Genomic DNA, 21,833 nt, shown 5'->3' on the forward strand with positions numbered 1-21,833 from the left:
CTCACAGCCCCTTGAACGCGTCGGCGGCGGGGTCGTGCGCCAGGACGGCGCCCGTGTGGACCTCGTAGAACCAGGCGTGCAGGGTCAGCTGACCGTCCTTCAGCTTCTTGTCGATGTACGGGTAGGAGCGCAGCCTCAGCAGCTGCGTCAGGACGTGGCTCTGGACGCCCTCGGCGACCGCCGGGTCCCAGGCGGCCCCCTGCGGCCTCGGAGTGGCGTGCGAGAGCCAGTCGCGGACGGCGGGGACGGCGTCGAGGTCGTCACCGCGCACCAGGGCGCCCACGGCGCCGCAGTGCGAGTGTCCGCAGACCACGATGTCACTGACGCCGAGGACCTCCACGGCGTACTCGATGGTGCACGCCTCGCTGGTGGGGTGCTCGGAGGCGTACGGGGGGACGATGTTGCCCGCGGTGCGCAGCTCGAAGAGCTCGCCCGGGCGGGCGCCGGTGATCAGGGCCGGGACGACCCTGGAGTCGGAGCAGGTGATGAACAGCACCTGCGGGGACTGGCCTTCGGCGAGTTTGGCGAACTCCTCAGGGCGTTGTCCGAACGTACGGGCGTTGTCGATGAGGGGCTGCATGATGTGGTGACTCCTCCTGGCGCGCCGCGGCGGCGCGTCGGTGTGGGCAGGACAGAGGTGGGGGGAACTGCTCTGCTGTCAGCAGCGGAAGACCTGAAGTGCTGCTGGAGAGTGCGCGGTCGAGGGTCTCGACATGCGCGGCGCCCGGGGCGCGGCCGGCTCATGGGCCGCCGCGGGGTCCGCGATCGGCAGACCGCGCTCGGGACCCTCGGGGGCGAAGTCGACCGAGCGGTGCCGGTCGCGGGTGCGCAGGGGGCCGGTCGGGCCCCCGGAGTTGTCGCAGTGACGGTGCGTAGCCGTCTCTTCGCGCAGTGCCTTGCCCGACAGTTTGATTCCGGGCTGGGCCTTGGCCTCGACCTGACGGACCGTGTGCGCGGCTGCGAAGGACTCCGAAGGTGCGAAGAACTGGAGGGCGAGCAGTACGGCGGTGAGGAGCGCGAGCAGGGTCCGAGCTGTCTCACGTCGGAACATGCGCCCCCCTCCCGGTGGTTCGAACCTCTTGCACGGACCAATGACTGGTCAATCGTTGGTCAAGAAGCAGGTTAACCCTGCAAAGTTGTTTGCAGGGTTAACTTAACGTTTCGCGCCGAAGAGAGCCTGAAATGCGCTGGTGGGGTGGCCTGAACTAGTCGCTCTTCAGCAGGCCCTTGCCGTCCCGGGCCAGCGCGGTCAGGCGGGAGATCGCCCGGAAGTACTTCTTGCGGTAGCCGCCGTTCAGCATCTCCTCGCTGAACAGCCTGTCGAAGGCCGACCCCGAGGCCAGGACCGGTACTTCACGGTCGTAGAGCCGGTCGGCGAGGACGACGAGGCGCAGTGCTGTGGACTGGTCCGGCACGGGCTGCACATCGGTGAGGCAGACCGCCTTCAGCCCGTCGGTCAGGGCGCCGTAGCGGCTGGGATGCACCTCGGCCAGGTGGCCGAGAAGGTGCGGGAAGTCGTCGAGCGAGGCGCCCTGGGTGGCGTACGCCGCCTTCGTGACCTCTTCGTCCGAGTACGGCGCCGGTGCCTCGGGCAGGCCGCGGTGGCGGTAGTCCTCGCCGTCGATGCGCAGGGCGCGGAAGTGGGCGGACAGGCCCTGGATCTCGCGCAGGAAGTCGGCCGCCGCGAAACGGCCCTCGCCGAGCTTTCCGGGCAGGGTGTTGGAGGTGGCGGCGAGCGCGACGCCGGCGTCGACCAGCTTGCCCAGCAGGGTCGACACGAGGACGGTGTCGCCGGGGTCGTCCAGCTCGAACTCGTCGATGCAGAGCAGGCGGTGACCGCTGAGCGTCTGCACGGTCTGCTGGAAGCCGAGGGCGCCGACGAGGTTGGTCAGCTCGACGAAGGTGCCGAACGCCTTGAGCGCGGGCTCGGCCGGGGTGGCGTGCCAGAGGGAGGCGAGCAGATGGGTCTTGCCGACGCCGTAGCCGCCGTCGAGGTAGACGCCACGGGGGCCGGCCGGGGTCTTCGCCGCCTTGGCCTTCCCGAAGCCGAAGAAGCCGCGCCTGCCGCCGGAGACGGCGTGCGCTCCGCCGAGGCCGGCCGCGAAGCCCTCCAGGACACCGACCGCCTCGGTCTGGCTGGGCTGGTTCGGGTCCGGTATGTACGTGCTGAAACGGACCGAGTCGAAGCGCGGCGGCGGCACCATCTCGGCCACCAGGCGGTCCGCGGGGACGTGCGGCGCACGGGAGCACAGGGACAGCGGGGCCGCGGTGGCCATCGAGTCGAGACCGGGAGCGGAAGGGGAGGACGACACGGTTACCCATGCTAAGCGTCGTGGAACACTGCACGACATGCGACGCCTGTTCCCTGTGACCGACCAGACAGTGACCGACCGGACAGTGACCCAAGCTCCCGCCGAGGATGGCCGTGAATGGAGTCTCGCCGAGCTCGCCGCCGCCTACGCCTACCCCGAGCCGACCGCCGGCGGACAGCCCGTGCCCTGGCTGCGGGCCAACATGGTGTCCACGCTCGACGGGGCCGCCCAGCACGACGGGAAGTCGCAGCCCCTCTCCAACGCGACCGACATGAGGATCTTCGGGACGCTGCGGGGGCTGGCGGACGTCGTCCTGGTGGGCGCGGAAACGGTACGGCAGGAGGGGTACCGCCCGGCACGCGCGCGTGCGGAGTTCGCGGCGGAGCGGGAGGCGGCCGGACAGGCGCCGGCGCCGGCGATCGCCGTGGTCACCGCGAGTCTGGACCTGGACTTCTCGTTGCCGCTGTTCACCTCGCCGCAGGTGCCGACGATGATCCTCACCGGCGCGGCGGCGGCGCCGGACCGGATCGCCGCCGCCCACAAGGCGGGGGTGCGTGTCGTGATCGCCGGGGACGGGATGGGGGTGGAGCCCGTACGTGCCGTACAGGCGCTCGGCGGGCTCGGGTACACCCGGCTGCTCACCGAGGGCGGGCCGCGGCTGCTCGGGCAGCTGGTGGCCGCGGGTGTCCTCGACGAACTGTGTGTGACCGTGTCCCCGATGCTCACCGCCGGGGACGCGCAGCGCATCGCCGGGGGGCCGTCGGTCCCGGTTCCGCAACGGTTCTCACTGGTCTCCCTCCTGGAGGAGGAGGGATTTCTGTTCGGCCGCTACCAGCGGACTTGAGATTCGTTCAGCGGTACCGATGGGCCCGAAATCAGCGGAATATACCATTCCGCTTGGCTTCCGGCGTGCAGACTAGCTCTCGCAGTCCCCGTGACAGCTCGGGGCAGGATGGTTTCCGCAGAAGGGGCGCCCGGTGTTCACAAGCGTATTGATGATCGAGAAGGCCCTGACGTCCGCAGACGTGGAGTTCGTCACCGGGCTGCACGGGGACGAGCAGGTGTCCTTCCATGTGCTGCTCCAGCCGCGGGGCGATCAGGCGGATCGCCTGCTCCGGGCCATTGACGACGTGGCGCTCGGGGAGTTGGACGAGGCGACCCGCGAGCGCGAGGTGCCCGAGGGCGCGGCCGCGAAGGATTTCGGGGAGCGGGCGCTGGAGGTGTCGTTGCAGGCGCTGCAGGCCGCCGGGAGCGGGGCGGACGGGCGGTTGATCGAGGATCACCCGTTGGACGCGCTGAAGGCTCTGGTGGACGAGATCAACGCCGACGAGGTGATCGTCCTCACCGATCCGCACTACGTGGAGGAGTTCTTCCACCGGGACTGGGCCTCCCGGGCCCGGCACAAGGTGGGCGTTCCTGTGCTGAAACTGTTCTCCCACAGCAAGGCATAGGCTGGCCCCGCACTCGATCGCATCACTTGGGGAGACACACATGGCACCCGGCCTTCCTACCGCCATGGACCGACCGCACTTCATCGGCATCGGCGGGGCCGGGATGTCGGGGATCGCGAAGATCCTCGCCCAGCGCGGGGCCGAGGTGGCCGGCAGTGATGCCAAGGACTCCGAGACGGCGGCGGCGTTGCGGGCGCTCGGGGTGACCGTGCACATCGGGCATGCCGCCGAGCACCTCGCCGACGACGCGAGCTGTGTGGTCGTGTCGTCGGCGATCCGGAAGGACAACCCGGAGCTGGCCCGTGCCGCCGAACTCGGTATCCCGGTCGTGCATCGGTCCGACGCCCTCGCCGCGCTGATGGAGGGGCTGCGGGCGATCGCGGTCGCCGGCACGCACGGCAAGACGACCACCACCTCGATGCTGGCGGTCTCCCTGACCGAGCTCGGGCTGAAGCCGTCGTACGCGATCGGCGGTGATCTGGACGCGCCCGGCTCCAACGCCCTGCACGGCGACGGCGACATCTTCGTCGCCGAGGCCGACGAGTCGGACCGCAGCTTCCACAAGTACGCGCCCGAGGTCGCGATCGTCCTCAACGTGGAGCTGGACCACCACGCCAACTACGCCTCCATGGACGAGATCTACGCGTCCTTCGAGACGTTCGCCGGACGGATCGTGCCCGGTGGCACGCTGGTGATCAACGCCGATCACGAGGGCGCGCGAGAGCTGACCCGGCGGGTGTCGGGCTCGGTGAGGACGGTGACGTACGGCGAGGCCGAGGACGCCGACGTCCGGGTGCTGGCCGTGCGGGCCCAGGGGCTGAAGAGCGAGGTCACCGTGCTGATGGGCGGTGAGGGGCTCATCTTCACCGTCTCCGTCCCGGGGCGGCACTACGCGCACAACGCCGTCGCCGCCCTCGCGGCCGGTGTCGCGCTGGGTGTGCCGGCCGCGGAGCTGGCCGGTGCGCTCGCCGCGTACACCGGTGTGAAGCGGCGCCTGCAGTTGAAGGGTGAGGCCGCCGGGGTGCAGGTCATCGACTCCTACGCCCACCACCCGACCGAGATGACCGCCGATCTGGAGGCGATGCGGGCGGCTGCGGATGACTCCCGCATCCTCGTCGTCTTCCAGCCGCACCTGTTCTCCCGGACCCAGGAGCTCGGCAAGGAGATGGGGCAGGCGCTGGCGCTGGCGGACGCCTCCGTCGTGCTCGACATCTATCCGGCCCGCGAGGACCCGATCCCGGGGGTGACCAGCGAGCTGATCATCGAGGCCGCGCGGGTCGCGGGGGCGGACGTGACGGCGGTGCACGACAAGGCGGAGGTGCCCGAGGTCGTGGCGGGAATGGCGAAGGCGGGGGATCTCGTTCTCACCATGGGCGCGGGCGACGTCACCGACCTCGGCCCGCGCATCCTGGACCGTCTCGCGAAGTAAGGGGCTGAGTTTCATGTCGTACGACGTCGAAAAGCCGGACGAGCAGTGGCGTGCGGAGCTGACGCCGGCCGAGTACGCCGTACTGCGGCAGGCCGCCACCGAGCCGGCGTTCACCGGTGAGTACACCGACACCAAGACCAAGGGCGTGTACTCCTGTCGCGCCTGCGGTGCCGAACTCTTCACCTCCACCACGAAGTTCGAGTCGCACTGCGGCTGGCCGTCCTTCTACGACCCGAAGGACACCGACGCCGTGGAGCTGATCGACGACCGGTCGCACGGGATGGTGCGGACCGAGGTGCGGTGTGCGCGGTGCGGGTCGCACCTCGGTCATGTGTTCGAGGGTGAGGGTTATGCGACGCCGACCGACCAGCGGTACTGCATCAACAGCATCTCGCTGCGACTGACCTCCGACGAGGGCTGAGCGGCCGGCCGCCGCATCGCTTCGGACGTCCCTCGTCTCACTTCGGCGGTTGGATCCTGCACTCCTTCCGCGTGAGGGGACGGGTGTCGCCGGCGATGCGGCTGCAGACGACACGGCTCCTGGAGGTGCCCTGCGGGGTGCGGCGCACCTCCTTGAGGACGATGCTGTGGCCGGAGCGATCGCCGTACAGCGGGGCGTGGGTGAAGTCGATCGTGCCGGTGGCCATGCCCACGAGCTTGACCGTGCGCAGGTTCACCCAGGTCGCCGCCCGGCTCTGCGGCTTGTCGTCGAGGCCGGCCGCGCTGTACAGCGCCTGGGTCGCGTCGTGCGCGAGGGCGGTCTGGCCGCTGGCCAGCTCGGAGCTGTCGTAGTGCGGGGTGCGGCCGTCCAGGCCCGGCAGATAGCGGGCCGCGTTCACGTAGAACCGTGTGCGGGTGGCCGCGTTCTGCAGCTCGGCCAGGGCGGCGTGGTAGAGCGTGACGTCGGGCGCGGGTGCCACGGAGTCGTTGTCGCCGGTGAAGTCGGCCTTGGAGAGGTCGTCGCCGGTGAGGATGGCGAGGGGCTTTCCGGCGCAGCCCGGCTCGGCGGCCAGCTGGGTCATCAGGGGCCCGACGTCCTCCACCCGTCCGGCGAAGTAGATGACGGACGGGACCTGCCCGCCGCCGCAGATCTCCTGGGCGTGCCGGCGCAGTTCGGGCTTGCCGCCCCGCAACGTGTAGCGGCGCTGCTCGAGCAGGGTGAACTGGAGGCCGCGCAGCATGTCCTGGCCGTAGCGCGCCTGTTGGTCGGTGTACATGTCGTCGGTGTGGGTCGTGTCGCGGGCCAGCACCAACGCGTACTGCCGTTTGCCCGGGGTGCGCAACTGGGCGGCGATCAGGCCTAGTTGGCGGCTCTGCCACTCGTCGGTGGCGGCCAGGCTGAACCAGTTGGCGTACTCGCGGGGCAGATAGGTCGCCGAGTTGGTGCCGGAGACGACCGGCAGGCCCGCCTTCATGAGGATGCGGGTGGTCTCCCGGCTCGACTTCAGGTCGCGGCCCGTGCCGACCACGCCCACCACGCTCGGGTCGTGGGCGGCGTACGCGGCGATCGAACGGGCCATCTCGGTCTGGTGGTCGAGGTCCACACCGCCGTTGGCGACCAGGACGCGCAGCTTCACCGTGTTGTTCTCGTTGATGACGGCCTGGGCCAGATAGACGCCGGCCAGCTCCTCGGCGCCCTTCACGAGCGAGGTGCCCTCCGAAGGGTCCTCGCTCAGCGGTCCGGCGTAGACGACCGTCACGTAGTCGGCGCCTTCGGCGAGGATGTCGTCGTTCTGTGCGGCGATGCGACGCTCCAACTCGGCCACGGTCCACGGGGGTTGGTCGCTCGCGGCCAGGTTCTTCGCGTCGCCGTCCGCCTCGTCGCCGGACAGCCAGTCGGAGAAGCGCACTCCGTCGGTGGCGATGCCGATGCACTCCGTGCCGCCGCCCGGGGCCGCCTCGCGCCGGGTGTCCCGGTTGGCGGTCAGCACCGAGGACGAGCAGTACCGGTCGTGCAGCGCCTGGGCCCGCATGACCGTGCCCGCGGTGAGCAGGACGACCACCAGGACGAGCGTGTGCAGGGCCCACACCAGCCGGGCGAGGGTCGGCCGGGTCGTGGCCCGCAGATGCACCACACGGTCCTCGGAGGGTTTCAACTGGTCCGACGGGAGCGGGATCTTCATCACCCAGGGCAGCAGGGAGCGGTCCCGGCTGGGCGACTGTTCGGCGCGCAGGTTCCGCGCCCACTCCTGGTACCAGTGGCGCAGCCGCTCGCCGAACCCCTGCTGCGCGGGTTCCGGCTCCGGAGCGGGCGGGCGGGCGCCGCGCTCCAGCCGCGGTACGTCCTGCTCACGCACCGCGGCGAAGACGATCAGCGGGTCGAGCTCGCTGCGCCGGCTGCGTACGTCGCTGACGGCCCGGATGAGTTCGAGACCGCCGTTGAGCGCGTCCGCGTGCGGCAGGAACAGCACCGGCGGGCGCGGACGCTTGAAGCCGCGCAGGTCCCAGCTCCAGCGGCGGTGGTTGTCCCGCAGATCCTCGCGCAGAGCCAGCACACACAGCTGGAGGTGGAACTCGCCGCCCGTCTTGAGCGCCTCCGCCACGTCGTACGCCCGCCCCGCGATCGCCTTCCAGGAGCGCACGGGGCGCAGCAGAGAGACCTCGGTCGGCCGGTCCTGGTCGGCGGCGCGCAGGAAGGTCGTGGTCATGAACCAGCGGCTCTCCCGGCGCAGCCACAGGAAGATCGGTGCCCGCCCCGGCAGCGCGTAGTTGAGGACCGTCAGCAGGGCGAGGAAGCCGAGGCCCGAGGCCATCGCCACGAACCAGGAGGCGCGGGCGAGCAGCGCGGCGAGCACGGTCACCAGGCTGGCCGGCAGGATGTGCGCCATGTCGAACAGGGGCAGGCCCGAGCGCCAGCGCGGGATGCCCTTCGGCCGCCAGCGCTGCCGGGCCAGCTGGTCGAGCAGCCGCTGACGCTCCTCCGGCGCCCCCTCGGGGGAGGGCCAGTCGTCGCCGAGCTCCCTGACCGCGTCCTCTATGGCGTGGACGAGACGCAGCCGGGGGAAGGCGTAACGCCGGTAGACCGCCCTGCGGCCGTCCCACCTCTTCGGGTCGCTGAGCGCACGCACCATGGCGGCGGCCCTGCGGACCTCCGAGTCCGAGGCGTCCCCGTACCGGTCCTGTGCCACCGCACAGCGCGTGCCGTGCGCCTCCTGGCCCCGGCGCAGCTGTCGGACCAGCCCGGCCACCCGCTCGTCGTCCGCGCCGTCCCGGGCGTGCACGACGAACACCGGCATCGGCGGTTCACTCGTACGGAAGTCCTCGATGAGCATCTCGAGCTGGTCCTGGAGATGGCGCCCGGCGCCCGTCTCCGGCATGCCGTCATGGCTGCCCGGACAGTTCGGCGGAGTCCTGTCGTCACCCCTCGCCATGGCCAAACCCCCGTTCACCTGGTGATGTTCGAGGCTAACCGGTACGGGCGGGACGGGAGGGCCACGCGGGGAACTTCATGAACGTTTCACCAGGGTCCGGTCGTCGGGCGGGCTCTCCGACGCCCTGTTGGACCTGCTCACCACCTGGGCGGCCCCGCTCGACCTGCTGACCGCCGGCCTCACCTACGACCAGACCGACCCCCAGCGCTCCCCCTGGGACTTCTGGTACGGCGCCGACCACCACACCACCGCCCCGCTCGCGCGCGACCACGTCCGCGGCTACTTCTGGGCCAACCTGCTGACCGAGGGCCACGTCGGCCGCCTCGGCGGCCCCGGGGCGTTCCGTGCGGAAGCGGTCGGGCACGGCCTGGCGGTCGAGGAGGCGGGCGAGGCGACCGTCCTGCGCGCCCCGGGCCCGATCACGACGTTCGACGACGGCCACCTCTCGGCCACCAAGGCCGTCCTGGCCCCCGTCCTCATCGACAAGCCGTACCTCTGCTACGAGGGCTACCCCCTGCGCATCGTCCCCGACCCCGGCACGGCCTTCCGCCGGGTCCCGCCGGGCAGCCCCAGGCCCCGCATGCTGCCCTGACGTATCGAGTCCCGTCCGCTCACAACACCTTCCGCTGCACCAGCACCGACAGCACCAACGCGCCCGGCAGCAGCGGCAGCCAGACCGTGAGGACGCGGTAGCCGATGACGGCCGCCGCGGCCAGGTCCATGGGGGCGCCGTACGCGCCGACGAGGGTGAAGACCAGGGCCGCGTCGACGGGGCCGATGCCGCCGGGGGCCGGGACCGAGCCGACCGCCGTGCTCGCGGCGAGAAACGCGAAGGTGACCTGCGCCCAGGTGAGGGAGAGGCCCAGGGCGGCGCCCACGCACCAGATCACGGTCGCCTGGAGCACGGGGGCCGCGGCCGCGCCGCCCCAGAGGGCGAGGACGCGGGCGGGGCGGGTGTGCAGCAGTCGTACGTCCGTCAGGGCCGTGCGGACGACGGCCAGGACCGGGCGGCGCAGCGGCGGCACGCTCGTGACCAGTACGACGGTGGTGACGAGGCCGAGCGACGCGCCTCCGGCGATCACGCCCCACGTCCGCCCGTCGGGGACGAGTTCGCCGAGGCGCAGCAGTTCCGGGGAGGCCACCAGGAAGCCGAGGAGTACCAGCGTCTTCGCGATCGGCCGCACCAGGGAGTACAGGGCGAGCGAGGCGGTGGCCCGGGTGAGGGGGATGCCGCGCCCTTGCAGGAACCGCAGGGTGACGGCGTGTGCGCCGAGGCTCGCCGGCAGCGCGTGGTTGGCGGCGCCGGCGGCGAACTGGGAGGCGACGAGCAGCCCGGCGGGCAGCCGCTCGGGCAGCGCACCCTGCCGGACGCAGGCGGCGGACAGCCACGTCAGACACGTGAAGAAGAGCGCGGCCAGTATCCACCAGGGGTCCGCCGCACCGAGCCGGGTGGTGCTGTCGTACACCGTGCGCCAGTCGATCGCCGCCCAGACGCCGATCAGGAGGAGGGGGAGGAGGACGAGCGTGCGGCGGAACAGGGCGCGGGTGGGGGAGGGGAGCCGGGCGGGTGCCGTCGCGGCCGGGGCGGCACAGACGCGGCGCCCGGCGCAGAGGGCGGCCGGGATCGCCGGGGTGAGGGGCGTGGTGAGGGCGGGCGTGGGGTTCGTCGGCGGGAGCGGGCCGGGGGCGTCGTCGAGCGGGAGCAGGGACACGGCGCACGTCGTCCTTTCACGTCACGCCCGGGTGAGTGCGGCGTGACGGGTGCGGGGCGAGGCAGGAGGGGACGGCGGAACCGTTCCCGTCCGGCGTGACGACGTGGTGTCCGCAAGCCGACGGGGCGGGGGCGGCTGGGCGACGCGGTGTGCCGCCCTACGGCACCAGCATTCCGTCCTGCTCCGTGGGCGGGGTCCCGTGGTGCCACGGCAGGACCTTGCCGAAGCGGACCAGTTCGCCGTATGCGGACGGGTCGACGTGGGGGGAGAGGATCAGGTCGAGGACGGGGCCCGCGGCCGTCGTCGGGGTCTGGGCGTGGCTGTAGTCGGTGAACCAGGGGCGGGAGGCCCGGGTGTCGATCATGCCGGGGCAGACCGCGGCAATCAGGGTGCCGTCGGCGAGGTCCCGCGCACGGCGTTCCGTGGCCACGGCCCGTACCGCGGCCACCTGGGCCACCTTCGACGGGACGTTCAGCCACAGCGGCCAACCCGCCTGCCGGGACGTGCCGTCGAGGACAGACCGGCGCCAGGACTCCACGGCCTCCTCCACCTCGTCGAGCGTCGCGCCGTCGAAGAGGGCGTGGAAGCGCGGGTCCAGATGACCGAGCGTGCCCAGGCTGCTGGCCACCACGATCAGACGGCCGCCGGGACGCAGAACGGGGCCGAAGGACCGTAGGACCGCATGGGTGGCGATGTTGGCGACGGCGATGAACTCGTCGGCCTGGGCGGCCTGCGAGCGGTCGGGGACGAGCGGGGCGATGGCGTTCGAGACCACCACGTCCACTCCGCCGTGGCGGTCGTGGAGTTCGGTGGCGAGGGCGGCGACGGCCTTGGGGTCGGAGACGTCCAGGACCCGGCCCTCCACCCGGGCGCGGGTCTCGGGCGACTTGGCCACCTCCGCCGCGGCTTGCGCGACCCGCCCCGCGTCCCGGCCGGTCAGCAGGACCACGTCGTGCGGGTTCATCCGGGCCGCCAGCCCTTCCACGAGCGCGCGGCCGAGTCCTTGGTTGGCGCCCGTCACAAGGGCGATGCGAGAAGAGGTCATGAGGCCACGCTAGGAAGCCGCCATGCATGAGTCCAACGAAAGTCACGCACCCCTGGTATGCGTATACGTCATGGACTTCACCGACGTCTCCATGACCGCGCTGCGCGTCTTCCGGACCGTGGCCGAGCAGGGGACCTTCACCGCGGCCGCCGCGTCCCTGGGCTACACCCAGTCCGCCGTGTCGCGGCAGATCGCCTCCGTCGAGCGGGCGGCCGGTACGCGGCTGCTGGAGCGGCGGCGGGACGGAGTGCGGCTGACGGCGGCCGGGCGGGTGGTGCTGCGGCGGGCCGGTGTCGTGCTGGACCAGATCGAGGGGACGGCACGTGAGCTGGCCGGGCTGCCCGCCCAGGCCGGCGTGGTGCGGGTGGGGTGGTTTCCGAGCGCCGGTGCCGTGATCGTGCCCCGCGCGCTCACCGCGCTGCGGCGCACCGACCCCGCGCTCGCCGTCGAGACCCGCGAGGGCAGCACCCCGGCGCTGGCCCGCGCCCTGCGCGCCGGCAGCCTCGACCTGGCCCTGCTCGCCGCCGCCCCGCCCTTCCGCCCGCCGGACGCGGAGTCCCCGGCGCTGTCCCTGGAGACGCTCACCGAGCGCGGCCTGCGCATCGCCGTCCCCGCCGCGCACCCCCTCGCCCGCGGCGACTATGCCGACGTGGCCGACCTGCGCGGACAGCGGTGGATCGCCGCTCCGGCGTCGGGCCCCGACCAGCTGATGGGGGTGTGGCCCGGCCTCGACGAGCGGCCCGAGATCGCCCACACCGCCCGCGACTGGCTGGCCAAGCTCCGCCTGGTCGCCGCGGGCTGCGGACTGACCACCGTGCCGTCGGCCCTGTTCCCCGCCGTGCCGGAGGGCGTACGCCTGCTGCCGGTCCGGGGCGGCCCCCAGGAGCAGCGCCGACTGCTGCTGGCCCGGTTGCCACAGCCGCCGAGCGAGCCGGTCCTCCGGATCGCGGAGGCCCTGAGGAGCGCGGCGCTGGGCGCCGCCGACCTGCCGTGACGGGCGGGGAGGGTTCTGCGGTGTCGTGAATCAATCATCCAGATAAGGGTTGACTTCCGGCTTATTGAGTCAGAAGAATCCTAGAGGTGACCTTCGAGAGCATGGCCGTGAGCCAGGGCCCTTCCCCAGCCTCCTCCGACCTGGACGAGGCGGTACACCGCTGTCTCGTCGCCGGTTTCGAGGGCACCACGGCCTTCCCCGACACCCTCAAGCGGCTCATCGACCGAGGGCTCGGCGGCGTCATCCTGTTCACCCGCAACGTGCGCGACGCGGAACAGGTCCGCGAACTCACCGACGCGCTGCGGGCGATACGCCCCGATCTGCTGGTGGCGATCGACAACGAGGGCGGCGGCATCGGCCACCTGGTCGCCGCCGACGCCCCCGAGGTGCCCGGCTCCTACGCCCTCGGCGTCGCCGACGACCCGAACCTGACCGCACGCTGTGCCGACGCCCTCGCCGGCCACCTCGCCACCCTCGGCATCACCACCTCCTACGCGCCGGTCGCCGACCTCCAGCACCGGCCGGACAACCCGATCGTGCGCACCCGCTCCTTCGGTGCCGACCCCGACCTCGCCGCCCGCCATCTGCGCGCCTGGATCACCGCCACCGAAGCGCGCGGCATCGCCTCCTGCGCCAAGCACTTCCCCGGCCACGGCGGCACCCAGAGCGACAGCCACCACGACATGGCGGTCGACCCGCGCCCGTACGAACAGCTGCGCACCGATCTCGAACCGTTCCGCGCGGCCGTCGCCGCGGGGGTGCCGATGCTGATGAGCGCGCATGTCGTCTACCCGGCGCTCGACACCAACCGCCCCGCCACCCTCAGTCGTCGCATCCTGGGTGACATCCTCCGTCTGGACCTCGGTTTCGAAGGTGTCCTGGTCAGTGACGCCCTGGAGATGAAGGCGATCGCCGATCGCTACGGCGAGGCGGCCGGCGCCCGCATCGCGCTCGCCGCGGGCGCGGACCAGGTCATCGTCGCCGTACCGGATCTGGAGGTCACGCTGGGCTGCCGGGACGAGGTGCTCGAAGCGCTGCACTCCGGGCGGCTGGCCGAGGAGCGGGTCTGGGAGGCGGCGGGGCGGGTACGGCGGCTTGCCGAGCGGTACGCGAACCCGACCGTCGGGCCGGTCGCCGCGTGGGATGCCGGGGCCGGGCTCGAGGCGGCCCGGCGGGCGGTGCGTAGCGGGGGGCTGCCGGACGCCGTGCGGGGTGCTCATGTCGTCGACCTGTTTCCGCCCCCGCACCCGGCGCTCAACTGGGGTGGCGAGGATCTGCTGACGGAGCTGCGGCTCGTCGATCCGGCGGTGTCCGGTACGGCGGTGAGCGGGGAGCCGGCCGATCCTGCCGCCCTCGCCGACGGCATTCTGCGGGTCGCTGCCAAGTCGCCGCTGGTTGTGGCGACTTGCGATGCGGGGATTCATCCCTGGCAGGCGCGGTTGCGGGATGCGCTGGTGGCCGGGCGGCCGGATGCGGTGCGGGTGGACACCGGGCTGCCGGAGGGTGGGGACCTGTGTTCCTACGGCCGGGGGAAGGTCAATTTGCGGGCGGTGGCGGAGGTTCTGGCCGGCAGGTCGTGGTGAGACGCCCCGCGCCCCCGACAAAAGGGGCGCGTGAGTTCACGGCGTTCGGATGAGCTCATTGATGCCCCTTGCCGACAGGTAGCTCTCGTCCTCCGCCCGCTCCGCCAGTACCACGGCCGGTCGCACGCCCTCTTGGCGCAGGCGCATCCACTCCTCGAAGTACTCACCGCCGGGGCCGGAGAGGGAACGGGTCGCCGGGGTGCAGTCCAACACCAGGGCGATGGAACGGGGTTGGGGGGAGGCGGGCTCGGCCCGCAGCTCCGTGATCGTCTCCGCCAGGGCGTCGGCGATCGGTTTCGGTCGGCCGGTGGAGTCGAAGAGGCCGAGGGTGTACTCCAGTTCGGGGTAGTCGGCCAGTGAGCGGTCCACGTCGTGGGAGCACCACCAGGTCACGCCCCAAAGGGCTGTGCACTCGGCCGCGTTGAGGAGGGTGGCGCGGGCGAAGTGGGGGGCGTCCGGTGCGGGGATGTGGGGCTCGGGGGCGCCCGTCTCCTGGACCCAGACCGGGCGGAACGGGTCCTCGGCGTAGGCCGTGGCGAGCTCCGTGCCGTACTCGGCGAGGTGCAGCACCTCGGGGGAGCGGGGGCCGTAGCGGCGAGCGCAGTCGGCGGAGAAGACCCAGGGGTGGACGGTCGTCACATCGCCCTTGCGGGCCGAGGCCTCGGGGGTGAACGGGTGGTCGTCGCCGTACCAGGCCGCGTCGTACGCGGAGTGCGTGGCCAACTGGCCCTCGCGCAGGCCTTCTCCGGCCGCCGCCAACAGCGTGTCGAGGTAGTGGTCGACCTCCTCCACCGTCACCGGGTTGTGCTCGACCAGGTTGTTGAGCTCGTTGCCGAGCTGGAGGCCGATGAGGTTGGGGCGGTCGGCGAGGGCGTGACCGAGGGTGCGGAGGAGGGCCGCCTGGGCCTCGATGGCCTCCGGGTCGGTGAAGACGTTGCGGTGGTGCCAGCTGCGGGTCCACTCCGGATAGAAGTCGAAGCTGGACAGATGGCCCTGGACACCGTCCACCATGACGTCGAGCCCGAGCTCGGCGGCGATGTCGACGAGCCGGACGAGCTGGTCGACGGCGGTGGTGCGGATGAGGGTGCGGTTGGGCTGGAGCAGCGGCCAGAGGTGGAAGACGCGGATGTGGTCGAGGCCGAGGCCCGCTATCCGGGTCAGATCCTCGCGGGCCTGTTCCGGGTCGAAGTCGTGCCAGGAGTGGAACCAGCCGCGGCGCGGCGTGTAGTTGACGCCGAAGCGGAGCGTAGGGATGGGATCCTCCTCGGGTCGGGGTCAGTCCCCGCGGGCGGGGCGTGTCCTCGGGACGGGGCTTGTCCTCGCTGAATGTATCAACCACCATGGTCGGTAATGAATAGCGATTTGAACCAAGCTTTCGGGGGAGTGGCGTCGGGGGCGGGGTCGGCGCTGGTCGTCGGGCTCGATGCCGGTGGCACCCGGACCCGTGCCGTGCTCGCCGCCGCGGCGGACGGTCGTGTGGTCGGTGAAGGGGCCGGCGGGCCCGCTAACGCGCTCACCGTGCCGTTGCCCCAGCTCACCGAGCATCTCGCCGACGCCGTCGCCCGCGCGGTGCCGGAGGCCGAGCGGGGGAGGGTCGTCGCGGTGGCCGGGGGGTTCGCGGGGGCCACGGGGGCCGACGAGGACGACCCCGGGCGGCTGAACGCCCTGACCGCCCTCACGGCCGCCCTCCGCCAGGTGGGCATCACCACCGATGCCGTCACCCTCAGCAGCGACATCGAGGCCGCCTTCGCCTCCGCCCCCGGCGCCCCCGCCGACGGCCTCGCCCTGGTCGCCGGCACGGGCGCGGTCGCGATGCGCATCACCGACCGCCGCTGCACGGCCACGGTCGACGGCGACGGCTGGCTCCTCGGCGACGACGGCAGCGGCTTCTGGATCGGCCGTGAGGCGGTACGGGTCGCGCTGCGGATGGCCGACGGGAGGGGTGGGGCGACGGTACTGGCGGAGATGGTCGGGCGGGAGCTGGGGTTGCCGGGGGAGGTGCTGCCGGGTGCCGGTGCCGGACGTTCGGAGGCCGGCTCCGGCGACTGGTCCCGTTCCGACCGCGAGGCCTACCGCATGCACCTGCTCCCCGTCGTCATGGCCGAGCGTCCGACGTGGCTCGCTCGGCTGGCCCCGCTGGTGGCGGAGGCGGCGCGGGGGAAGGATGTCCTGGCGGAGGCGATCCTTGCGCGGGCTGTCGACCAACTGGCGGCCACCGTACGAGCGTTGGAGCCGCAGTCCGGAGAACGCGTCGTCGCCACCGGCGGTCTTCTCGGCCCCGACGGCCCTCTCACCGCACCGCTCACCGCCCGCCTCCATGCCCTCGGTCTCACCCTGGACTGGGTGTCCGACGGCTGCCGAGGTGCCGTAGCCCTCGCTCGACTCGCGTACGGACACGACAGATGAACACCTACCGCGACCCCGCGGCCCCCGTCGACGCCCGCGTCCAGGACCTCCTCTCCCGTATGACCCTCCGAGAGAAGGTCGGTCAGCTCAACCAGCGCATGTACGGCTGGGACGCCTACCGGCGCACCCCCGACGGACGTTACGAGCTCACCGACGCCCTCTACGCCGAGACCGACCGCTTCGAGGGGCTCGGCGCCCTCTACGGCCTGATGCGTGCCGACGCCTGGTCCGGTGTCGATCACGGCAACGGGCCCGGCGCCGAAGACAGCGCAGAACTCGCGGAGTTGGTGCAGCGGCATGTCGTGCAGCGCAGCCGCCTCGGCATCCCCGCCCTCTTCGTCGAGGAGGTCCCGCACGGCCACATGGCCCTCGACGGCACCGTCCTCCCCGTCAACCTCGCCGTCGGCGCCACCTGGAACCCCGAGTTGTACGAGCGCGCCGCGGCCCACGCCGCCGCCGAACTCCGCGCCCGTGGCGGCCACATGGCCCTCGTCTCGGCCCTCGACATCGTCCGCGACCCCCGCTGGGGCCGCACCGAGGAGTGCTTCGGGGAAGATCCTTACCTCGCCGGCCGTCTCACCGAAGCCCTCGTGCACGGTATGCAGGGTGACCCGGGCGAGTACTTCGCCGCCGACAAGTCCCCGGTCGTCCTCAAGCACTTCGCCGGTCAGGGCGCCACCGTCGGCGGCCGCAACTCCGCCGAGTCCGAGCTCGGCCTCCGCGAGCTGCACGAGATCCATCTCCCCGCCGCCCGCGCCGGCATCCGCGCCGGAGCCGCCGCCGTCATGTCCGCCTACAACGAGGTCGACGGCATGCCCTGCTCCGGCAGCCGTGCCCTCCTCACCGAACTCCTCAGGGACGGTTGGGGATTCCAGGGGCTCGTCATGGCGGACGGCCTCGCCGTGGACCGCCTCGCGCGCATCACCGGCGACAAGGTCTCCGCCGGCGCCCTCGCCCTCAACTCCGGTGTCGACCTGAGCCTTTGGGACGAGGGCTTCACCCATCTGGAGGAGGCCGTGGGGCAGGGGCTGGTGGAGGAGGCCGTCCTCGATGCCGCCGTCGCCCGCGTCCTGCGGCTGAAGTTCCGCCTGGGCCTCTTCGAACGTCCTTATGGCACAACCGCGTTGCCTTCACCGGAGCGCGGCCGGGAGCTCAGCACCGACCTCGCCCGCGCCTCCGTCACTCTCCTCAGCAATGAGGAGGGAGTTCTGCCGGTCAGAACGGCGAGTGTCTCGCGTATCGCCGTGCTCGGACCCCAATCCGCCACCTCCGCCCACCAGTTGGGCGACTACACGGCGCCCCTGTCCACCGGCACCGGTACCACCGTTCTCGACGGGCTCCGTCGGCTCGCCCCACCCGGCATCGACATCCGCCACGCCCTCGGCTGCGCCCTCACCGGCGACGACCTCTCCGGCATCCCGGCGGCCGTCGCCGCGGCCGCCGCCTCCGACCTGGCCGTCCTCGTGCTGGGCGGCAGCAGCGCACGTACCCCCGACACCGCCTTCGACGCCAACGGAGCCGCACGCGCCGTCGTCTCCGAGATGACCTGCGGCGAGGGTGTCGATCTGGCCGGGCTGCGGCTCGGGAAGGCCCAGTACGCCCTGCTGGACGCGGTCGTCGCGACCGGCACGCCGACGGTCGTCGTGCTCATCCAGGGCCGCCCGCACATCGTCCCGGACACGGGGGTCGCCGCCCTGCTCACCGCCTGGTACCCGGGCCCGTGGGGCGGTGAGGCGATCGCCGAGGTGCTGCTCGGGCATGTCGAGCCCGTCGGCCGGCTCCCGGTCTCCGTCCCGCGTTCCGCCGCCCAACTCCCCGTCTACTACAACCACAAGGACACCGAGTACCGCGGCTACGTCGATGAGAGCGCCGAGCCCCACTTCGCCTTCGGCCACGGGCTGTCGTACACGAGCTTCGCGTACGGGGCGCCGAAGACGGAGGGCCGTGGCGTCACCGTCGACGTCACCAACACCGGTGACCGGCACGGGCGTTCGGTCGTACAGGTGTATCTGCGGCGACTGATCACCCCCACCTGGCCGCGCACCCTCGAACTGTGTGCGTTCGAGGGTGTCGACCTGGCGCCCGGCGAGTGCCGTTCGGTCACCTTGCCGCTCGACAGGGACCGACTCGCCGGGGCCAGAACCGTGGAGATCAGGGTCGCCGGGTCCGCGCGGGCCGCGCTCGACGCCGTACCCGCCGTACTGGACCTCAGAGTTTGACGGCTCCCGCCGAGACGCCCCGGTAGAACCACCGCTGTGTGATCACGAACAGCACCAGCACCGGGATGACCGAGATGACGGAGCCCGCCATGACCACCCGCTGGTCGTAGCCGAACGACGAGCTCTGCAGCCGCGACAGGCCCAGCGTCAGCGTCATGTGGCTCTCGGAGCGCAGCACGATCAGCGGCCAGAGGAAGTCGTCCCAGGCGCTGATGAAGGTGTTGATCGTGACCACCATGATCGCGCCCCAGGCGGAGGGGAGGTAGAGGTAGCGGAAGCGCTGCCACTCGCTCGCCCCGTCCAGCATCGCCGAGTCCTCGATCTCGCGCGGAACCGCGAGGAACGCGCCGCGCATCAGCAGGACGTTGATGGCACCGACGAAGCCGGGCAGCCAGACGCCGACCAGGTTGTCGACCAGGCCCAGGTCGCGGATGCTGAGGAACAGCGAGACCATGATCGACTCGAAGGGGAACATCATCGAGGCGACCAGCACCACCCAGACCGCCTTGCGACCCTTCCAGCCGGGCTTGGAGAGCATGTAGCCGGCCGTGGTGGAGAACAGGAGCTGGCTGGCTATGGAGAGGACGACCACGATCACGCTGTTGCGGATGTACGTGGCCACCGGGACCTGGTCGAAGACCTGGCGGTAGGCGCGGAGCGTGGGGTGGTGGGGCAGGAGGGAGGCGTTCTGGCCGAACACGTCCTCGCCGACGCCCTTCAGGGACGCCAGGAGCTGCCAGACCAGCGGGCCGACCGTGATGCCGAGCACGAAGAGCAGCAGCAGGTAGCGGACGACCAGTTCGCGCGGGCGGCCGTAGTCCCGCCAGCGCGGCATCAGGCGCCGGGGCTTCTCGACGGCGGTCGTCATGCCTCGTCCTCCTTCGTCAGGCGCTGCGCCAGCAGGGTCAGGCCGAGGGTGAGTACGAACAGGGCGACGCTGACCGCCGAGCCGTAGCCGGCGTTGCCGGTGATCGGGTCCAGGCCGACGTCGCGGATGTAGAAGGGCAGCGTGCGGTCGGCGCCGCCGGGGCCGCCCGTCGAACTGCCCAGCATGTAGATCTCGGTGAAGACCCTGAGCGAGCCGATGCCGGTGAGCGTGCCGACCAGCATCATGGCCTGCCGAACGCCCGGCATGGTGATGTGCCAGAAGCGGCGGACCGCGCCGGCGCCGTCCATCTGGGCTGCCTCGTGGAGCTCCTTGGGGACGTTCCCGAGGGCGGCCAGGTAGAAGATCATGTACCAGCCGAGGCCCTTCCACAGCGTCAGGCCCATCGCCGACAGGAGGATCAGCCAGGAGTCGGAGAGGAAGGGGATGGCCGACTTGATCAAGTGGGCTTTCTGCAGCCAGGTGTTGACCAGTCCGTCGTCCGCCAGCAGCCACTGCCAGCTCAGACCCACGACCACGCTGGAGGCGAGGACCGGGGTGTAGAAGGCGGAGCGGAAGAAGCCGATGCCGGGGAGGTTCTTCTCCACCAGGACGGCGAGCATGAGGGGCAGCAGGACCATCAGGGGTACGACGATGACGGCGTAGAGGATGCTGTTGCGTGTTGCCAGCCAGAAGTCCGAATCACCCAGCATCCGGGTGTAGTTGTCCAGCCCGACGAAGCTCGCCACGCCACCCAGCGGCTTGGCGTTCGTGAACGACAGCAGGACCGTGTTGAGGAACGGGAAGACGCCGAACACCACCGCGCACACGATCGCGGGCAGGGTCCACAGCCAGGGCAGCCACCAACGGCGGTACAGGGCCGCTCCGTTGGCACCGGCGGCGGGGCCGGGCAGCACGGCCCGGCCGAAACGGCGCAGACGGGACGGGGCCGTGCCCGGGGCGGAGGCAGTGCGCTCCGTCCCGGGCACGGACACCGGCTTCGCGGTTTCCGTCGCCACCATCAACCCGCCTGCTTCAGCAGCTCGTTGGCCTTCGTCTGCGCGTCCTTGACGGCCTGCGCGGCGCTCTTCTTGCCCTGCATCGCCAGCTGCACCTGTCCCACGATCGCGTTCTGCACGGCCGGGGAGAGGTTCGTCTGGTTGGTGTCGGCCGTCTTCAGCTGGTCGGCGACGAGCTTGCGGGCCTGCGAGAAGGGGTCGCTGCCGGTCACGTTCTGGAAGAACGGGTCGTCGAGGGAGGCGGTGGTCGTCGGGAAGATGACCACGTTCGGGTCCTTGCACCAGGCCGTCTGGTTCTCGGCGTTGGTGAGGTACTCGGCGAATGACAGCGCCACCGGCGCGTGCTTGCTGGTCGCGGCGACCGAGATGTACTGCGGGGCGCCGGCGGAGGCGCGGCCGAGCGCGTCGTAGGGCTGCTGGCCCACGTCCGTCTTGGCGTAGATCGACGGGCTGTTCTGCTTCACGAACCGCACGAAGCTCGGGTTCGTCGAGCCGTAGGCGACCTTGCCCTGGCTGTACAGGGTGGACGGGTCGTTGCTGGAGGACAGCGAGTCCTTCGGCATCGCGCCCTCCTTGTACAGCTTCGCCATCCAGGCCACCCACTGCGTGGTCCTCGGATCGTCGGCGAACACGGCCGACTTGCCGTCGGCGGAGAGGGTCTTGATGTTCATCTGGTCGAAGTCGGCCGGGATGCGCCAGATCGGGTTGGCCATCGTCGCGTAGTACTTGCCCTTGGCCGCCTTGGCGACCTTCTCGTAGTCGGCGAACAGCCCGAAGATCGTCGTCGGGGGCTTCGCCGGGTCGATGCCGGCCTTGGTCAGCAGGTCCTGGTTGTACGTCAGCAGGACACCGCCGGTGTACCAGGGCAGCGTGGTGTGGATCGCCTTGCCGGAGGCGTCCGGGTAGGTGCTGGTCTTCCAGAACGCCGGGACGAAGGGCTTGGCGACGTCCGGGTCCTTCACGCTCAGGTCGAGCAGGTAGCCGGCCTTGGTCAGGGCGGTCGCGGTCGGGGCGTTGATGTTGATGACGTCCGGCAACGTACAGGCCTGGGCATCGGCCACCGTCCGCTGCGTGAAGGTGTTGTCGCCGGGATCGTCGATCCACTTGACCTTGGCGCCGGGGTGGGCCTTCTCGAAGGACTTGATCACGCCGTTGAAGAAGTCCCCGAAGTCTTTCTTCAGGTTCGTCGTCTGGAAGGTGATCTGTCCCTTGACGTCACCCGTCAACTTGCCGGAGCCGACGTTGCCCTTGTCCACCTTGCAGCCTCCGGCGGTGGAGTCACCGCCGGAGGAACCACCGGACAGGCCGCAGCCGGCCGCCGTGAGCGTCAGGGCGATGATTCCCGCCACGGATGCGGTCAGTCTTCCAGCGCGCATGTCCACCCTCCTGGGACCAGCCGAGTGGCTGGTTCAATCAACCAACTTCGA

Annotated in this window: 19 protein-coding genes; 9 read left to right on the forward strand and 10 right to left on the reverse strand. The window is 71.4% G+C overall.

Annotated elements, in window-relative coordinates:
* Position 1: 1 nt before the first annotated feature.
* The 3 genes from ACWC09_RS19035 to zapE all read right to left on the reverse strand — a co-directional run bounded on the left by ACWC09_RS19035 (position 2) and on the right by zapE (position 2,312).
* The gene (locus tag ACWC09_RS19035) at positions 2 to 580 is read right to left on the reverse strand and encodes a carbonic anhydrase (protein ID WP_450851699.1); all 579 of its coding nucleotides are present in this window, start codon (positions 578 to 580) and stop codon (positions 2 to 4) included.
* Positions 581 to 658: 78 nt separating this feature from the next.
* Positions 659 to 1,051, reverse strand: coding sequence for a hypothetical protein (locus ACWC09_RS19040; RefSeq protein ID WP_450851700.1), 393 nt, complete (start codon positions 1,049 to 1,051; stop codon positions 659 to 661).
* A gap of 154 nt (positions 1,052 to 1,205) precedes the next feature.
* Complete coding sequence (gene zapE / locus ACWC09_RS19045; protein ID WP_450851701.1) at positions 1,206 to 2,312, reverse strand: cell division protein ZapE; 1,107 nt, start codon at positions 2,310 to 2,312, stop codon at positions 1,206 to 1,208.
* Positions 2,313 to 2,349: 37 nt separating this feature from the next.
* Between zapE and ACWC09_RS19050 the strand changes: the two genes are divergently transcribed.
* The 4 genes from ACWC09_RS19050 to msrB all read left to right on the forward strand — a co-directional run bounded on the left by ACWC09_RS19050 (position 2,350) and on the right by msrB (position 5,613).
* Entirely contained in the window at positions 2,350 to 3,156 is an 807-nt protein-coding gene (locus ACWC09_RS19050; RefSeq protein WP_450851702.1) for a pyrimidine reductase family protein, read from the forward strand.
* 133 nt (positions 3,157 to 3,289) lie between these two features.
* Positions 3,290 to 3,763 (forward strand): indole-3-glycerol phosphate synthase, encoded by a 474-nt coding sequence (locus ACWC09_RS19055; protein ID WP_450851703.1) that lies wholly within the window; start codon positions 3,290 to 3,292, stop codon positions 3,761 to 3,763.
* Positions 3,764 to 3,803: 40 nt separating this feature from the next.
* Positions 3,804 to 5,192, forward strand: a complete 1,389-nt coding sequence (gene murC / locus ACWC09_RS19060) for a UDP-N-acetylmuramate--L-alanine ligase (protein WP_450851704.1) — start codon at positions 3,804 to 3,806, stop codon at positions 5,190 to 5,192.
* Positions 5,193 to 5,205: 13 nt separating this feature from the next.
* Positions 5,206 to 5,613, forward strand: coding sequence for a peptide-methionine (R)-S-oxide reductase MsrB (gene msrB, locus ACWC09_RS19065; RefSeq protein WP_450851705.1), 408 nt, complete (start codon positions 5,206 to 5,208; stop codon positions 5,611 to 5,613).
* A gap of 37 nt (positions 5,614 to 5,650) precedes the next feature.
* Here the strand turns inward: msrB and ACWC09_RS19070 are convergent, their stop codons facing one another.
* On the reverse strand, positions 5,651 to 8,509 hold the full coding sequence (locus ACWC09_RS19070; protein ID WP_450851706.1) for an ABC transporter substrate-binding protein: 2,859 nt from the start codon (positions 8,507 to 8,509) through the stop codon (positions 5,651 to 5,653).
* A 181-nt stretch (positions 8,510 to 8,690) separates the two neighbouring features.
* Here ACWC09_RS19070 and ACWC09_RS19075 point away from each other — a divergent pair, with 181 nt between their 5' ends.
* On the forward strand, positions 8,691 to 9,155 hold the full coding sequence (locus ACWC09_RS19075; RefSeq protein WP_450851707.1) for a hypothetical protein: 465 nt from the start codon (positions 8,691 to 8,693) through the stop codon (positions 9,153 to 9,155).
* A gap of 19 nt (positions 9,156 to 9,174) precedes the next feature.
* Here ACWC09_RS19075 and ACWC09_RS19080 read toward each other — a convergent pair whose 3' ends face one another.
* Together ACWC09_RS19080 and ACWC09_RS19085 are read right to left on the reverse strand one after the other, a co-directional pair.
* On the reverse strand, positions 9,175 to 10,275 hold the full coding sequence (locus tag ACWC09_RS19080) for a lysylphosphatidylglycerol synthase transmembrane domain-containing protein (protein WP_450851708.1): 1,101 nt from the start codon (positions 10,273 to 10,275) through the stop codon (positions 9,175 to 9,177).
* A 157-nt stretch (positions 10,276 to 10,432) separates the two neighbouring features.
* Positions 10,433 to 11,320 carry an SDR family NAD(P)-dependent oxidoreductase gene (locus ACWC09_RS19085; protein ID WP_450851709.1) on the reverse strand — a complete coding sequence of 296 codons (888 nt, stop codon included), beginning with the start codon at positions 11,318 to 11,320 and terminating at the stop codon, positions 10,433 to 10,435.
* A 70-nt stretch (positions 11,321 to 11,390) separates the two neighbouring features.
* Between ACWC09_RS19085 and ACWC09_RS19090 the strand changes: the two genes are divergently transcribed.
* Positions 11,391 to 12,314: a LysR family transcriptional regulator gene (locus tag ACWC09_RS19090; protein WP_450851710.1), complete on the forward strand. Its 924-nt coding sequence runs from the start codon at positions 11,391 to 11,393 to the stop codon at positions 12,312 to 12,314.
* 101 nt (positions 12,315 to 12,415) lie between these two features.
* The gene (nagZ, locus tag ACWC09_RS19095; protein ID WP_450851728.1) at positions 12,416 to 13,897 is read left to right on the forward strand and encodes a beta-N-acetylhexosaminidase; all 1,482 of its coding nucleotides are present in this window, start codon (positions 12,416 to 12,418) and stop codon (positions 13,895 to 13,897) included.
* 36 nt (positions 13,898 to 13,933) lie between these two features.
* Here the strand turns inward: nagZ and ACWC09_RS19100 are convergent, their stop codons facing one another.
* A complete protein-coding gene (locus ACWC09_RS19100; RefSeq protein ID WP_450851729.1) occupies positions 13,934 to 15,151 on the reverse strand; it encodes a glycoside hydrolase 5 family protein in 1,218 nt (405 codons plus the stop codon).
* Between the two features lie 96 nt (positions 15,152 to 15,247).
* Between ACWC09_RS19100 and ACWC09_RS19105 the strand changes: the two genes are divergently transcribed.
* A complete protein-coding gene (locus ACWC09_RS19105; RefSeq protein WP_450851711.1) occupies positions 15,248 to 16,303 on the forward strand; it encodes an N-acetylglucosamine kinase in 1,056 nt (351 codons plus the stop codon).
* Positions 16,300 to 18,522 (forward strand): glycoside hydrolase family 3 N-terminal domain-containing protein, encoded by a 2,223-nt coding sequence (locus ACWC09_RS19110; protein WP_450851712.1) that lies wholly within the window; start codon positions 16,300 to 16,302, stop codon positions 18,520 to 18,522. The genes ACWC09_RS19105 and ACWC09_RS19110 overlap by 4 nt, the downstream gene beginning before the upstream one ends.
* On the opposite strand, the gene ACWC09_RS19115 is transcribed toward ACWC09_RS19110, so the two are convergent.
* The 3 genes from ACWC09_RS19115 to ACWC09_RS19125 are packed head-to-tail and all read right to left on the reverse strand — an operon-like array spanning position 18,512 to position 21,782.
* Entirely contained in the window at positions 18,512 to 19,390 is an 879-nt protein-coding gene (locus tag ACWC09_RS19115; RefSeq protein WP_450851713.1) for a carbohydrate ABC transporter permease, read from the reverse strand. The two genes, ACWC09_RS19110 and ACWC09_RS19115, sit on opposite strands and share 11 nt — an antisense overlap.
* The gene (locus ACWC09_RS19120; RefSeq protein WP_450851714.1) at positions 19,387 to 20,409 is read right to left on the reverse strand and encodes a carbohydrate ABC transporter permease; all 1,023 of its coding nucleotides are present in this window, start codon (positions 20,407 to 20,409) and stop codon (positions 19,387 to 19,389) included. Before ACWC09_RS19120 ends, ACWC09_RS19115 begins: the two co-directional genes overlap by 4 nt.
* Complete coding sequence (locus tag ACWC09_RS19125) at positions 20,409 to 21,782, reverse strand: extracellular solute-binding protein (protein WP_450851715.1); 1,374 nt, start codon at positions 21,780 to 21,782, stop codon at positions 20,409 to 20,411. The genes ACWC09_RS19120 and ACWC09_RS19125 overlap by 1 nt, the downstream gene beginning before the upstream one ends.
* Positions 21,783 to 21,833 lie beyond the last annotated feature (51 nt).

Source organism: Streptomyces sp. NPDC001617, assembly GCF_053596855.1.